At 71.2% G+C, this 14,254-nt stretch carries 11 protein-coding genes and 1 pseudogene; 9 read left to right on the forward strand and 3 right to left on the reverse strand.

Annotated elements, in window-relative coordinates:
* Position 1: 1 nt before the first annotated feature.
* The 4 genes from AB0C27_RS02595 to AB0C27_RS02610 are packed head-to-tail and all read left to right on the forward strand — an operon-like array spanning position 2 to position 3,250.
* The gene (locus tag AB0C27_RS02595) at positions 2-772 is read left to right on the forward strand and encodes an ABC transporter ATP-binding protein (RefSeq protein ID WP_357836706.1); all 771 of its coding nucleotides are present in this window, start codon (positions 2-4) and stop codon (positions 770-772) included.
* On the forward strand, positions 769-1,428 hold the full coding sequence (locus AB0C27_RS02600; protein WP_357836708.1) for an ABC transporter ATP-binding protein: 660 nt from the start codon (positions 769-771) through the stop codon (positions 1,426-1,428). Before AB0C27_RS02595 ends, AB0C27_RS02600 begins: the two co-directional genes overlap by 4 nt.
* Positions 1,425-2,285 (forward strand): branched-chain amino acid ABC transporter permease, encoded by an 861-nt coding sequence (locus AB0C27_RS02605; RefSeq protein WP_357836710.1) that lies wholly within the window; start codon positions 1,425-1,427, stop codon positions 2,283-2,285. Before AB0C27_RS02600 ends, AB0C27_RS02605 begins: the two co-directional genes overlap by 4 nt.
* A complete protein-coding gene (locus AB0C27_RS02610) occupies positions 2,282-3,250 on the forward strand; it encodes a branched-chain amino acid ABC transporter permease (RefSeq protein WP_357836713.1) in 969 nt (322 codons plus the stop codon). The genes AB0C27_RS02605 and AB0C27_RS02610 overlap by 4 nt, the downstream gene beginning before the upstream one ends.
* Here the strand turns inward: AB0C27_RS02610 and AB0C27_RS02615 are convergent.
* Entirely contained in the window at positions 3,189-3,950 is a 762-nt protein-coding gene (locus tag AB0C27_RS02615) for a class I SAM-dependent methyltransferase (protein WP_357836716.1), read from the reverse strand. The genes AB0C27_RS02610 and AB0C27_RS02615 overlap by 62 nt on opposite strands.
* A 178-nt stretch (positions 3,951-4,128) precedes the next feature.
* On the opposite strand from AB0C27_RS02615, the gene AB0C27_RS02620 reads away from it, so the two are divergent.
* Positions 4,129-5,484 (forward strand): DUF11 domain-containing protein, encoded by a 1,356-nt coding sequence (locus tag AB0C27_RS02620; RefSeq protein ID WP_357836719.1) that lies wholly within the window; start codon positions 4,129-4,131, stop codon positions 5,482-5,484.
* A 26-nt stretch (positions 5,485-5,510) separates the two neighbouring features.
* On the opposite strand, the gene AB0C27_RS02625 is transcribed toward AB0C27_RS02620, so the two are convergent.
* Positions 5,511-5,960 carry an Lrp/AsnC family transcriptional regulator gene (locus AB0C27_RS02625; RefSeq protein ID WP_106236084.1) on the reverse strand — a complete coding sequence of 150 codons (450 nt, stop codon included), beginning with the start codon at positions 5,958-5,960 and terminating at the stop codon, positions 5,511-5,513.
* A 172-nt stretch (positions 5,961-6,132) separates the two neighbouring features.
* On the opposite strand from AB0C27_RS02625, the gene AB0C27_RS02630 reads away from it, so the two are divergent.
* The 3 genes and pseudogenes from AB0C27_RS02630 to AB0C27_RS02640 form a co-directional block, all read left to right on the forward strand.
* Positions 6,133-9,483, forward strand: a complete 3,351-nt coding sequence (locus AB0C27_RS02630; protein WP_357836722.1) for an indolepyruvate ferredoxin oxidoreductase family protein — start codon at positions 6,133-6,135, stop codon at positions 9,481-9,483.
* Between the two features lie 139 nt (positions 9,484-9,622).
* On the forward strand, positions 9,623-10,771 hold the full coding sequence (locus AB0C27_RS02635) for an acyl-CoA dehydrogenase family protein (protein WP_357836725.1): 1,149 nt from the start codon (positions 9,623-9,625) through the stop codon (positions 10,769-10,771).
* Positions 10,772-10,996: 225 nt separating this feature from the next.
* Positions 10,997-11,431, forward strand: a pseudogene (locus tag AB0C27_RS02640) (NYN domain-containing protein); the annotation flags it as partial.
* Between the two features lie 236 nt (positions 11,432-11,667).
* On the opposite strand, the gene AB0C27_RS02645 reads toward AB0C27_RS02640, so the two are convergent.
* Complete coding sequence (locus tag AB0C27_RS02645) at positions 11,668-11,871, reverse strand: hypothetical protein (protein ID WP_357838031.1); 204 nt, start codon at positions 11,869-11,871, stop codon at positions 11,668-11,670.
* A gap of 412 nt (positions 11,872-12,283) precedes the next feature.
* Between AB0C27_RS02645 and AB0C27_RS02650 the strand changes: the two genes are divergently transcribed.
* Entirely contained in the window at positions 12,284-14,107 is a 1,824-nt protein-coding gene (locus AB0C27_RS02650) for a M28 family peptidase (RefSeq protein WP_357837986.1), read from the forward strand.
* The last annotated feature ends 147 nt before the right edge of the window (positions 14,108-14,254 follow it).

Raw genomic sequence — 14,254 nt, forward strand, 5'->3', positions numbered from 1 at the left:
CGTGCCGGACGAAAGCGCGCTCTCGGTCAGTGGGGTCTCCCGGAGCTTCGGGGGCGTCTACGCCGTCCGCGACGTCTCGCTGAGCGTCGCGGACGGCGAAGTCTGCGGGGTGATCGGCCCGAACGGGGCCGGGAAGTCCACCCTGTTCAACCTGATCACCGGGCATCTGGCGGCCGACCACGGCCGGATCACGTTCCTCGGGCACCGGGTGGAACGGCTCGCGCCGCACCGGCGGGCCCGCCTCGGCATGTCGATCGTCTTCCAGGCGGCCCGAGTGTTCCGCGGCATGACGGTCAGGGAGAACGTCATGGTGGGCTCGCACGGGCGCACCACGGCCGGGTTCGTCTCCGCCGCGCTGCGGCTGCCGCGCCACCGGCGCGACGAGCGCGAGATCGCCGCCGAGGCCGACGTCGCGCTCGAACGCGTGGGGCTGGCCGAATGGGCGGACCGGCCCGCCGACCGGCTCCCGATCGGCCAGCAGCGGGCCCTGCAACTGGCCCGCGCCCTGTGCGCGCGGCCCCGCCTGCTGCTGCTCGACGAGCCCGCCTCCGGGCTGCGCGGCGAGGAACGCGAACGGCTGGCGACGCTGGTGGAGGAGCTGCGGGCGAGCGGGCTGACGATCCTGCTGGTCGAGCACGACGTGGCGTTCGTGACCCGGCTCGCCGACCGCGTCGTGGTGCTCGACCTGGGCCAGGTGATCGCCGACGGCCCGCCCGCCGAGATCCGCGCCGATCCGCTGGTGCTGGCCGCCTACCTCGGACAGGCCTCATGATCGAGGTCCAGGACCTGGTGGTCTCGTACGGCACCGCGACCGCGCTCGACCACCTCACGCTCACGGTCGGCGACGGCGAGATGGTGGCCCTGCTCGGCCCGAACGGCGCCGGCAAGTCCACCCTGGCCAATACGCTGGCCGGCCTGATCGCCCCCGCGTCGGGCATGGTGCGGATCGGCGGGCGGCTCGCGCTCATCCCCGAGGGCCGCCAGCTCTTCCCCGACCTGTCCGTCGCCGACAACCTCGCCCTCGGCGGCTGGCGTTCGGGCCTGCGCGACCCCTCCCACGTCTACGAGTTGCTGCCCCGGCTGGCCGAGCTGGCGGGGCGGCGGGCGGGCGTGCTGTCCGGCGGCGAGCAGCAGATGGTGGCGTTCGGGCGGGCGATGATGTCGCGCCCGGAGGCGCTGGTGGTGGACGAGCTGTCGCTCGGGCTCGCCCCCAACGTCACCGCCGACCTGGCCGCGCACCTGGCCGAGCTGAACCGGACGCAGGGGCTGACGGTGCTGCTCATCGAGCAGAACGCGCGGCTGGCGTTCGAGCTGTGCTCGCGGGCGTACGTGCTGGAGTCCGGGCGGCTGGTGACCGAGGGGGCCTGCGCCGAACTGGCCGGGGACCCGCGGGTGGCGGCCGCCTACCTGGGCGGTGCCGTCACATGAGCGCGTTCCTGAGCTATCTGCTGAACGGTCTGGCGGTCGGCTGCGCCATCGCCCTCATCGCCAGCGGCCTGGTCACCATCCACCGCGTCACGGGCGTGGTGAACTTCGCCCAGGGCACGTTCGCCGTCGTCGCGGGCCTGTGCACCTCCTCCCTGCTCGGGCTCGGCTTCCCGCACGGGCTGAGCGAGCTGGCCGCCGTGCTCGCGGCGGCGGTGGCGGGCCTGCTGACCGGGCTGGCCGCCATCGGCAAGCCCGGCACCACGCCGCTCGCCTCACTGATCGTCACGCTCGGGGTGGGCGTGCTCGCGTACGCCGTGGAGATCGTCCTGTGGGGCGACCAGCCGCGCTCGGCCCCCGGGCTGGCCGGCTCGGTGACCGTCGCGGGGGCCCACATCCAGACCCAGCACCTGCTCGTCATCGGCGTCACGGCGGCCACGTTCGTGCTGCTCGCGCTCTTCTTCGGCCGCACCTACCTGGGCAAGGCGCTGACCGCCTGCGCCTCCAACCCCTACGCCGCCCGCGTCGTCGGCATCGACGTCCGCAAGATGGGGCTGCTGGCGTTCGCGCTCGGCGGGCTGCTCGGCGGCATCGCCGGGGTGCTGGTGACGCCGCTGCGGCCGATCTCGTTCGACACGGACGTGACGCTCATCGTCAACGGCTTCGCCGCCGCCGTCTTCGGCGCGCTCACCCGGCCGGTGATCGCGCTCTTCGGCGCACTGCTGCTCGGCGTGGCCGAGACCATGGCCGCCGGGTACGGCTACGGCTCCCACCAGTTGGAGGTGGCCCTCGGCTTGATGATCATCGTCATGATCGTGCAGGCCGGTCGCCGCTCCGCCATCTCGGAGGAGACGGTATGACCAGGTATGTCAGACCGGCCGCCGTCGTCCTGGTCGCCGCCGTGACCCTCGTGCTCCCCGCGACGCTCGACGACAGCGCGCTGGCCGTCTACATCCTGCTCGGCCTGGCCGCCATCGTCACGGCCGGGGTCTCCCTGCTCATGGGGTACGCCGGCCAGGTCTCCCTCGGGCAGGGCGCCTTCTACGCCATCGGCGCCTACACCGCCGCGCTGCTGTCGCTGGGCGGCGTGCCCCCACTCGTCGGTCTGCTCGCCGCCCCCGTGGCCGCGGCCGTCTTCGCCCTCGTCATCGGCACGCCGCTGCTCCGCCTGCGCGGCCACCACCTGGCCTTCGCCACGCTCGCCATGCAGCTCATCCTGCTGTCGCTGGCCGGGCAGCTGGAGTTCACCGGCGGGGACATCGGGCTGCAGGCGATCCCGCAGTTCAGCGTGGGCTCGTTCGAGGCCGACGGGGCGGCGGCGTACGCGTACCTGACCTGGGGCGGGCTGGCGCTGGTCATGCTGATCACGCACAACGTGATCTCCTCCCGCCCCGGCCGCGCGCTGCGCGCGCTGGCCACCAGCGAGACGGCCGCCGCCTCCTCGGGCATCCCGGTGGGCCGCTACAAGCTGGTGGTCTTCGCCCTGTCGGCCACCTTCGCCGGACTCGCCGGGGGCATCTACTGCTTCTACACCGGGTACGTCGCGCCCGGGTCCTTCCCCGTGCTCATCTCCATCCAGTACATCGTGATGGCGGTGGTCGGCGGGCTGGGGACGATCTGGGGCGCCGTCGTCGGGGCCACCGCGATCACGCTGCTGGTGCAGGGGCTGGACCGGCTGGCCTCGCTGCCGGGGATGCCGACGTACGCGCCGAGCGTGCTGTCGTACGCGGTGTACGCGCTGGTGCTCATCGTGGTGGTGCTCTTCATGCCACGCGGCCTGGTGCCGGCCCTGTCACGCCGTCCGGACCGGAAACCGCGCCGCTGACGCATCTCATGACAAGGAAGACGGGGTGCCTGGCCGCCTCCGGCCGGCGCGCCGCCCAGACCGGGTCCGGCTCGGGCTCGGCCAGCTCGTCCAGCCACAGCTCGTGACGGCGGAACGTGTTGACGTACGTCGCCAGCGTCCGGTGGTTGGCGCCCACCTGGCGGCGCAGCGACGAAAGCTCGCCGTCGGCCCGCCACCAGCCCTCGGCCCGGTAGCTCGCGTGGGCGGGCCAGGAGCCCGAGACGCCGGGGCCGCCCGGGAAGCACGGGTGCAGGATCGAGCAGACGAAGAGCCCTCCCGGGCGCAGCGCGGCAGCGGCGGTGACGACCGCGCCGTCCAGGTCGTCGATGTCGGACAGGCCGAAAGCGCACACCACCGCGTCGAACGTGCCCAGCTCGCGCAGCCTCCCCTCGGCGGTGACGTCGGCGTGCAGGTAACGCACGCCCAGCGGGGCCGCGTGCTCGGCGGCCTCGGCCTTGCCGATCAGGGCGGCCGAGATGTCGGCCCCCACGACCTCGGCGCCCCTGCGGGCCAGCTCGCGGCTGATCCGGCCGTGCCCGCAGGCGAGCTCCAGCACGCGGCGGCCCGCGATCGGCTCCAGGAGGGCGAGCAGGCGCAGTGAGGCCGGGTCGTCGATGGTGTCGCTCCAGCCGGACGCGTAGAAGTCGGCGATCTCGTCGTAGCGCGCGACACCCTCCATGGCTCTCACGGTACGCGTGCCGTGCCCGGCCGGAGGAGAGCTGTTCGTCCAGCGCTGAACCCGGCGGGCAAAGATCACGTCATGGAGGCGCATGATTGCGGTCTGACCGGCCTTTTCGCCCGTCCGGAGGGAGGAGGATCGGCCCCGGGCCGAGCACGTACGACGTCGGGGGTAGGACATGGGCACGCCCAGATTCGGGGCGATCACCGCACTGGCCGCGCTGGCCGCCACTTTCTGGCCGGCCCCGGTCACAGCGGTGGCCCCACGGCCACCCGCCCCCGTCGCCGACGACTCCCGGCTGCTCTGGCCCTCCGTCCGCGATCCGCGCGAGCCTGGGCCGCCCTCCATCCGCGAGCCGCGCCAACCTGGGCCGCCCTCAGCCCGTGACTCGCGGCGTCCCGGGCGGCCGGGCGGTGAGGCGGGGAACTCCGGGCGTTCGGCCGCCGACCTGGCCGTGCCCCCGCCGCCGCCGCCGGACAGGAACGCCATCCTGCGCGTCACCGACGTCCTCACCCCCGACCCCCTGATCGCCGGCGCGAGCGCCGTCTACGCCGTGACCGTGGCGAACACCGGTGACCGGGACGCCGACGACGTCCTCGTCACCGGTCTGCTCGACCAGGACCTCGCCCTCGGCCTGCTCCCCGCCGACTGCTCCGCGACCGGGCACACCGTCGTCTGCGGCGGCTCCGGCCTGACGATCGCGCCGGGCCGCGAGATCACGTACGAGATCCCGGTCACGACCGGCCCCGAGCTCCCCGACGGCACGAACCTCACCAACCGCGCCTACGTCACCTCCCCGAACGCGACCGCCGACGAGGCGCAGCTCATCGTCCGGGCCCGGTCCGTGGCCGACGTCGAGATCGTCAAGCACGCCCCGGCCACGGCCCCCGCCGGCAACCATGTCGCCTACCGGCTGACGGTCGTCAACCACGGCCCTTCGCAGGCGGTGGACGTCACCGTGCAGGATCATCCCGGCGGCGACGGCTCCACGATCGCGGAGCGGCCCGCCGAATGCCCCGCCACGGGGCTGGCCCTCATCTGTCCTCTCGGCGAGCTGGCCCCGAACGAGCGCAGGACGTTCACGTACACCGTCATTCCGGGTGTCTCCGGACTGATCGAGAGCTGCGCCACCGTGCACACCGGCGGGCGCGAGGAGAACACGGCGGACAACCGTTCCTGCGCCGGCACCACCGTCATCAGCACCGCGCCGTCACCGGACCCCACACCCACCACCGACGGGGTCGCGGAGGAGGAGACGGGTGACGGGGCGGCGCGCAGCCGCGAGCACCATGATCGCGAGGAGCACAAGCAGGCCGGGCCGATCGGGTCCGAGATCGCCGACGGCCAGGGCGAGCCGATGGCCCCCGCCGCCGGTGCCGAGGTGCCGGCCCCCGCGCACCACCGGACCCAGTCCCTCCCCCTGACCGGCGCGTCGCTCTGGATGCTCGGCCTGGGCGTCGCCGTGCTGCTCGCGATCGGCCTGCTCGTACGCTCGTTCTCCCGCCGCGACCCACGCCCCGGGCGAACCCGCTGACCTGCTCAGGGCACCTCCCGGAGCCCTCAGGGGACCGGCGCGTCCCTGGTCCACGAACCGAGCACCAGCAGCGTCTTCGTCCCCGTGACGTCCCCCGCCCGGCGCAGCCGGTCGATGACCTTCTGCAGGTGCCCCAGGTCCCGCACCCGTACGTGGATCAGCGCGTCCGGATCACCGGCGATGGTGAAGACGGCCTGCACCTCGGCCACGTCCGCCGCGGTGCGGATGATCTCGCTGACCGGCGTCGTGCCCGGATAGCGCAGCTCGGTGAACGCCTCGATCCCCCACCCGAGCTTGGCGTAGTCGATCTGCACCGAGAAGCCGGTGATCACCCCGAGCTCGCGCAGCCGGTCCACCCGCCGCTTGACCGCCGCCACCGACAGCCCGATCCGCTCGGCCATCTCGGAGAACGTCCTGCGCCCGTCCTCCCGCAGCAGCCGCAGCACATGGTGATCGATCTCGTCGATCTCAGGCACGGAGAACGCCTCCTTCGGGCGCAAACAAATCGAGCCGGACACCCCGTCAACTCATATTGTTTGCGTCTTCGACCTACTTTCCCATCTAATACTTGCGCACATCCTGCCCGGGTTGCTGTGCTGAGAATCTCACGTAAGCGCCCAGCACGTACGACAGCCAGGAGGTTCGAGCGTGAGCGAGACTCCCGCCCCCGTATCGCTCGACGACAAGTACACCTCGTCCGACGGCCGGGTGCTCATTTCCGGCATCCAGGCCCTGGTCCGCCTGACGCTGGAGCAGCGCCGCCTCGACGAGGCCCGCGGGCTGGACACCCGGGCGTTCGTCTCCGGCTACCAGGGCTCGCCGCTGGCGGGCGTCGACCTGGAGATGGGCCGGGCGAAGCCGTACCTGGACGAGGCGGGCGTGGTGTTCCAGGCCGGGCTGAACGAGGAGCTGGCCGCCACGGCGGTGGCCGGCACCCAGCTGCTCGGCCAGGTCCCCGGCCGCAGGCACCAGGGCGTCACCGGCTTCTGGTACGGCAAGAACCCCGGCCTCGACCGCGCCGCCGACGCGATCAGGCACGCCAACGTGGCCGGCACCGCACCGCTCGGCGGCGCGGTGGCCTGGATCGGCGACGACCCCGGCTGCAAGTCCTCCACGCTGCCCAGCTCGTGCGAGCCGATGTGCCAGAGCCTGTCGCTGCCGCTGCTGGCGCCCTCATCGGTGGCCGAGATCATCGAGTACGGGCTGCACGCGGTGGCCATGTCGCGGGCCACCGGCCTGTGGGTGGGCCTGAAGATCGTCGCGGACATCGCCGACGCCTCGGCCACCGTCGACCTCGGCCCGCTGCGCGCCGGCGTCCCCGTCCCCGGGCAGGAGTCCAGGGGTCCCTCCCCCATCCTGCTCGGCGCCGCCGCCCTGGACGCCGAGCACGACCTGCTCACCCGCCGCCTCGACCTGGCCCGCGCCTACGCCCGCGCGCACGGCCTCAACCGGATCATGTCCGGCGCCGGCAACACCACCCTCGGTGTCCTGGCCTCGGGCGCCACGTACGCCATCGTCGAGCGGGCGCTGTCCGACCTCGGCCTCGACGAGGCGGCCCGCGACGAGCTGGGCCTGCGCCTGATCAGGCTGGCGATGCCGTTCCCGGTCGACGCCGGCGAGCTGGCCGCCATGACCTCCGGCCTGGACAAGGTGCTGGTGGTCGAGGACAAGGTGCCGTTCCTGGAAGGGCACCTGAAGCAGGCCCTTTACGGCGGCGAGCGCGTCCCCGCCGTCGTGGGCCGCGAGCTGCTGACCGCCAGAGGCACGCTCAGCGCCGAGGACGTGGCCAAGGCCATCGCCACCTGCCTCGGTCTCACCCCGCCGCGCCGGGAACGCCGGCGCGGCCTGCTGCCGGTGGTCGCCGCCCGCACCCCGTACTTCTGCTCCGGCTGCCCGCACAACACCTCCACCCGCACCACGGACGACACGCTGGTCGGCGTCGGCATCGGCTGCCACGCGATGATCGCGCTGGACGGGCACGGGCGCGGCACCCAGGTCGGCATCACCCAGATGGGCGGCGAGGGAGCCCAGTGGATCGGGCTGGCGCCGTTCACCGAGGACCGGCATTTCGTGCAGAACATCGGCGACGGCACCTACCACCACTCCGGCTCCCTGGCGATCAGGGCCGCCGTCGCGGCGGGGGTGACGATGACGTACAAACTGCTCTACAACGACGCCGTGGCCATGACGGGCGGGCAGCGCGCCGAGGGGCGGCTGGACGTGCCCGCGCTCGCCGAGGAGCTGGCCGTCGAGGGCGTCCGCAAGATCGTGATCACCACGCCTGAGCCGGAGACGTACCGCGGGGTGCGGCTGGCGCCGATCGCCTCCGTACGGCACCGCGACGACCTGCCCGAGGTCGAGAAGGAGCTGGCCGCGGCCGGCGGCGTGACCGTGCTCATCCACGACGATCGCTGCGCCGCGGAGGAGCGGCGGCTGCGCAAGCGCGGCAAGGCGCCCGTTCCCACCGAGAAGGTGCTGATCAACGAGCGGGTCTGTGAGGGCTGCGGCGACTGCGGGGACGTCTCGACGTGCCTGTCCGTGCAGCCGGTCGAGACCGAGTACGGCCGCAAGACCCGCATTCACCAGGCGTCCTGCAACACGGATTTGAGCTGTCTCAAGGGCGACTGCCCTTCGTTCCTCCTGATCGAACCGGGCACCAGCAAGCCGCGGCCGACCCCGCCTCCCCTCACCGTCCAGCTCACCGACCCCGCGACCCAGCATGGGGACGAGGTACTGGTCAGAATGCCCGGCATCGGCGGCACCGGCGTCGTCACCGTCTCGCAGATCCTGCAGATGGCCGCCCACCTCGACGGCCTCCATGCCGCCGGGATCGAACAGACCGGCCTCGCGCAGAAGGGCGGTCCCGTGGTCAGCGACGTACGCATCTCCAAGGATCCGATCTCCGGCTCCGTACGCGCCTCGCAGGGCGGCGTCGACGTCATCATCGGCTTCGACGTGCTCGGCGCGGCCGCCGACGCCACCCTCGCCGTGGCCTCCCCCGAACGCACCGTCGCCGTGCTCAACACCGCCGTCGTCCCCACCGCCGCCATGGTGACCGGCCGCGTGCCGGTGCCGGGACACGCCGACGCGGTCACGCGGGTGGCCTCGGCCACCAAGGAACAGGTCTGCGTGGACGCCCACGCCCTGTCCGAGGCGCTGTTCGGTGACCACATGCCGGCCAACCTGCTGCTGCTCGGGGCCGCGTACCAGCGTGGCTGCCTGCCGGTCGGTGCCGACGCGATCGAGCGGGCCATCACCCTCAACCGGGCCTCCGTCGAGCAGAACCTGGCCGCCTTCCGCTGGGGGCGGGCCGCCGTGGCCGACCCGGAGGCCGTCCGCCGGGCGGCGCTGCCCGGCTCGGAGCCGGAGGCGCCCCAGAAGCTGGAAGAGCTCGTGGCCACCCGGGTCGCCGACCTGACGGGCTACCAGAACGCGACCTACGCCCGTACGTACGCCGACGACGTCCGCCACGTGACGGCGCTGGCCGTCGAACGCGCGGGCGCCGAGCCCGGCGCCGCCATCGCCACCGCCTACGCCCGCGGCCTGCACAAACTGATGGCCTACAAGGACGAGTACGAGGTCGCCCGCCTCCACCTCGACCCCGCCGAGGTCGCGCGGCGCGAGCGCGAGTTCGGCGCGGACGCCGTCGTGTCGGTGCTGCTGCACCCGCCGGTGCTGCGCGCGATGGGCATGAAGCGCAAGATCCGCCTGCGCCGCTCGGCCGGCGTCCTGTTCCGCGGCCTGCGGGCGGCGCGGGTGCTGCGCGGAACGGCGTTCGACCTCTTCGGCCGGGCGGAGGTGCGGCGGGTCGAGCGCGAGCTGGTCACCGAGTACCGCGACCTGGTCCACACCGCCCTGACCCGCCTCAACCCCGGCAACGCGGTGGCGGTCGAGGAACTCGCGGGGCTGCCGGAGCTGATCCGGGGGTACGAGGACATCAAGCTCGCCCGCGTCGCGGAGTTCCGCGACCGCGCCAAGAAGACCCTGGAAACCCTGTAGCCCCGCCGGCGGACCGACGGAGCACAGCCGAGGCCCTCCACCGCACCGACCAGAACAGCTAACCTCCACCCATCAGCCCAGAACACTCGACGTACTACCCCACAAGAGTTGACCTCGACCGCCACCAGGAGCTCGAACCGTGACATCTGCCCCAGTTGACCGGCTGCTACCCGACCAGGACTCCCGCGACCTCATCGAGCTCACCAGGGAGATCGCCGACAAGGAGCTGGCGCGCCGGGTGGACGAGCACGAGCGGGCGGAGACGTACCCCGAGGGCCTGTTCGCCACGCTGGGCGCGGCGGGCCTGCTCGGCCTGCCCTACCCGGAGGAGCACGGCGGGGGCGGGCAGCCGTACGAGGTGTATCTCCAGGTCATCGAGGAGCTGGCGATGCGCTGGGCCGCCGTCGCGGTGGCGACCAGCGTGCACACGCTGGCCTGCTTCCCGGTGGCGACGTACGGGACGCCCGAGCAGCAGGAGCGGTGGCTGCCCGACCTCCTGGCCGGCCGCCTCATCGGCGGCTACAGCCTCTCGGAGCCTCAGGCCGGCTCCGACGCCGGCGCGCTGACCTGCAAGGCGGAACGGGTCGAGAGCGGCTACCGGATCACCGGCAACAAGGCGTGGATCACCCATGGGGGCATCGCCGACTTCTACGCCCTGTTCGCGCGGACGGGTGAGGGCTCCCGCGGCATCTCCTGCTTCCTCGCCCCAGGCTCTGCCGACGGCCTGACGTTCGGCCGCCCGGAGGAGAAGATGGGCCTGCACGCCATCCCCACGACCAGCGCCCACTGGGGCGGGGCCATCCTGGACGCCGACCGCCTGATCGGCGAGGAGGGCCAGGGCCTGCAGATCGCCTTCAGCGCCCTCGACTCGGGCCGCCTCGGCATCGCCGCCTGCGCGACCGGCCTGGCCCAGGCGGCCCTGGACGAGGCGGTGGCGTACGCGAAGGAACGCCAGACGTTCGGCAAGAAGATCATCGACCACCAGGGCCTCGGCTTCCTTCTGGCCGACATGGCCGCGGGGGTGGACACCTCCCGCGCCACCTACTTGGACGCCGCCCGCCGCCGCGACGCCGGCCTCCCGTACAGCCGCCAAGCCAGCGTCGCGAAACTGGTGGCCACGGACACGGCGATGAAGGTGACGACGGACGCGGTGCAGGTGCTGGGCGGGTACGGGTACACGCGGGAGTTCCGGGTGGAGCGCTACATGCGCGAGGCCAAGATCATGCAGATCTTCGAGGGCACCAACCAGATCCAGCGCCTGGTGATCAGCAGACACCTGGCCAAGTAGCCACTGACCCAGCAGCCCCGAAACCGACACGACACCACGAACAATCGCATACGGTGCGTATACCTTCAGCTTACAGATCGTGACCGTTCGCGGTAGAATGAAGACTCGACCATGCCCCCACATCGCCATTCAGGTTGGCGGGGTCCTGGGCGGCGAGGTATCCTGTGGTCATTGCTCCCCGCCGTCCTCCGGGATTGGCGGGGCTTTTTCATGCCGGGAGGCGTGATGACAGACCGCGTTGTGGTCTTCTTGGACTATCAAAACGTCCATCTTGGAGCGCATGAGTGCTTCGGCGCAGGCCTTGAACCGTACACGACCTTGGTCCACCCACTGTCTGTGGCCGAACGGATCGTCGCCAAGAGGAAGCACGGCGGAACCCTCCAAGAAGTGAAGGTGTTCCGGGCACAGCCGAACCCTCAGCATGAGCCGACGCTTGCCGCCGCCAACGATGCCCAGAGCGCGGCCTGGAGTCGCGATCCACGTGTCACGATGGTGCGTCGCCCGTTGAACTATCGGGGATGGCCCAGCGAGAGGCCGCGCGAGAAGGGCGTGGACGTCGCCCTAGCCATCTCACTTGTTGAGACTGCCCTGCTTGCCCAGTATGACGCCGCGGTGGTCTTCACTAACGACACAGACCTGCTTCCGGCTATCGAGATGGCTTTCCGCAGGACACGGCCGATGATCGAAATCGCAGCCTGGGTCGGGAAGAAGCCCTTGTGGTTCCCTGAGGAACTGAAGATGAAGCGCTATCTGCCCTTCTGCCACTTCCTGTCTCGAGGTCGACTTCGAGGACGTACGCGATCGCGCTACGTACATCTAGCATCCATCCTGAACCGTCGACCTGGTGATCGCTTGCCACTGATCACCAGGTCGACGGCTTTTGGGAAGCCGTGCGATCAGGCGTCTGTCAGCCGTCGCCGTTCGCCGTGCCGCAGTTGCTCGCCCAGTGCCCGCAGATTGGTCAGCCCGCCCTCCGCCGGTTCGCTCGCGGCCACTTCGTCGTCGGCCACGGTCAACTCGAACTCGGCGTCGATCCCGGAGAGGTCCACATCCAGCATGGTGACCACCAGGTCGCGCGCCATCTCCTCGGCCTGCTCCAAGTGCTTCACCTGGGTGTGGTGACTCCGCCTGAGGCCGGGTCCGGAGACGGTCAAAGGGTGGCGCTGCCGGTGTATTCGGGGAGTTCGGCACCAGGATGGCGATGTCGGGGGCGGTGGCGTCGCGGCGGCGGTGGATTTCGGCGATCTTGGTGCCGATCTCCGGGTCCGGGTCGTCGGTGATGTCGAACGAGGCGAATCTGTCGACCAGGGCAGCCCGTTGCGGTCAACCTCGAGGTGGACGGGGTGGCCCATCATCTCCGCGTAACCTTCCAGGTCCTCGATCACGGAGATGGAATCGCCACTCCGCGCGACGGCTTGGGGCGACCGTCCGCCCTGGGGTGCGCCCCTCCATTGCCCATCTTTCGACCTCCTCCATCCAGAGCCGTGCTCCGTTTAGTTATAAGCCAGCGCCATCGAGACGGCCCGAGCCCTGGTCGCGACCGGGACCCGGCTGCGCAACGACGTCGTCTTCCTCATCACCGACGCCGAAGAGACGGGGCTCCTGGGATCGGAGGCGTTCGTCAAGGAGCACCCGCTCGCCCAAGGGCGGAACGTCGTGCTCAACAACGAGGCCCGCGGCTCCAAAGGGCCGGTGCTGATGTTCCGCAGCACGGAACCGAACGCCGGCCTGATCTCCACGTTCGGATCGGCGGCGCGCATGCCGGTGGCCGACTCCGTGTACGCCGAGCTCATGAAACTGCTCAACAACGACACCGACTTCACCGCCTTCAAGCCCGGCGGGATGGCCGTCCTCGACTCCGCGTACGCCAACGCCGGCACCCTCTACCACAGCGTCCTCGACGACCCCGCCCACGTCGACCTCGCCGCACTCCAGCAGATGGGCGACAACACGCTCGCCCTCGTTCGCGCCTTCGGCGACGCCGACCTCGCACAGCTGACCACCAGGAACGACAACCTGGTCTACTTCAACCTCCCACCCGGCCTGCTGATCCGCTACCCGGCCTGGGCGGCCACCGGACTGGCCGCCCTCGCCCTGCTGGCGGCACTCGCACTCATCCTCCTGGCCCGCCGCCGCGGCGTCGTCACATTGCGGCGCACCCTCCTCGGCACCGCACTCGCCCTGATCCCGATCACGGCCGGGGTAGGCGCCGGCGTCTACTTCTGGGACCTGCTCAAGACAATCCGCCCCGCACTCAACGGCACCGCCACCACCACGCCCTACCGCCCCGAACTGCTGTGGCTCGCCGTCCTGACCCTCGCGACCACCATCCTGATCACCTGGTACGCCCTGCTCCGCCGCCGCATCGGCACCACCGAACTAGCGCTCGGCATCCTGACCTGGACAGCCCTGATCGCCCTCGCCCTCGGCATCGTCTCCCCCGGAGCCGCCCACCTCGCCACCTGGCCCACCCTGGGCGCAGCCCTCGGCGGACTGACCGCACTCCATTGCCCGCCGCGCTGGCGCACCCTCGCCCTCACCACCGGCCTCATCCCAGCCGCCCTCATCCTGCTGCCCACCGCATGGAACACCCTGCCCACGGGCCTGCAGTACGTCGGCTACGCCCCCATCCCCCTGATGATCCTCTTCACCGGCCTCCTGCTGCCGCTGATCGAGATGACGTGGCCACGCAGACGTTCCCTGCTGATCCCCCTGACCGCGCTGGCCATGTCCATCGCCCTAGTGGCAGCGGGCCTGCTGGCCGAACCCTTCGACAAGGATCACCCCCGGCGCACCAGCCTCGCCTACGGCCTCGACACCGACACCGGCCAAGCCGTCTGGCTGACCTCCAAGAACCCCGACCAATGGGCCCGCCGCTACAGCAGCACCAGCCACCCGCCGACCGGGCCATGGGCCGACGAACCCAAGCTCTCCAGTCCGGCAAAAGCCGCCCCTCTGCCGCCACCCTCACTACAGGTGCTCACGGACACGACCTCCAACGGCGAACGCACCCTCCGCGTCCGCATCCGTTCGGAACGCGGAGCGAACACGATCGCCCTACGAGTGGACGGGGACACCACGACAGTGCGCGCCCTGACCGTCGAAGGCCGCACCATCACCACCGACCCAGCCGGCTTCGCCTTCCACACCCCCGACCCAGCAGGCGTAGAGGCAACACTCACCGTAGCCGCCACCAACGACAAGATCCGGCTCCGAGTCACCGACATCAACCCGAACCCCAGCGAAATGTCCACACTCCCCGGCTTCATCCCCCCACCGGACTGGCTTTTCCTCGGCGACACCAAAATCTCCGTCACCAAGGCCTATCCCCTGTGACAACTATCGCGCCGCACAGAGCCCATCCCCGCCAACGAACAACTCGAAAGTCTCGCGCTTGCTCACTGCTCCCCCTGCTCCTTCGCCACCTCAGCAAGGATGCTGTGGATCATCACCGCAGGCCCCCGAAATCGCCCAGTCCAAGGC

This window comes from Nonomuraea sp. NPDC048882 (assembly GCF_040649755.1).
GTDB lineage: Bacteria > Actinomycetota > Actinomycetes > Streptosporangiales > Streptosporangiaceae > Nonomuraea > Nonomuraea maheshkhaliensis.

What these genes read in the sequence shown, in the direction of transcription:
- AB0C27_RS02600 (WP_357836708.1), top strand. Translation starts at nt 769, where the DNA reads ATGATCGAGGTCCAGGACCTGGTGGTCTCGTACGGCACCGCGACCGCG.
- AB0C27_RS02605 (WP_357836710.1), top strand. Translation starts at nt 1,425, where the DNA reads ATGAGCGCGTTCCTGAGCTATCTGCTGAACGGTCTGGCGGTCGGCTGC.
- AB0C27_RS02610 (WP_357836713.1), top strand. Translation starts at nt 2,282, where the DNA reads ATGACCAGGTATGTCAGACCGGCCGCCGTCGTCCTGGTCGCCGCCGTG.
- AB0C27_RS02615 (WP_357836716.1), bottom strand. Translation starts at nt 3,950, where the DNA reads ATGGAGGGTGTCGCGCGCTACGACGAGATCGCCGACTTCTACGCGTCC.
- AB0C27_RS02620 (WP_357836719.1), top strand. Translation starts at nt 4,129, where the DNA reads ATGGGCACGCCCAGATTCGGGGCGATCACCGCACTGGCCGCGCTGGCC.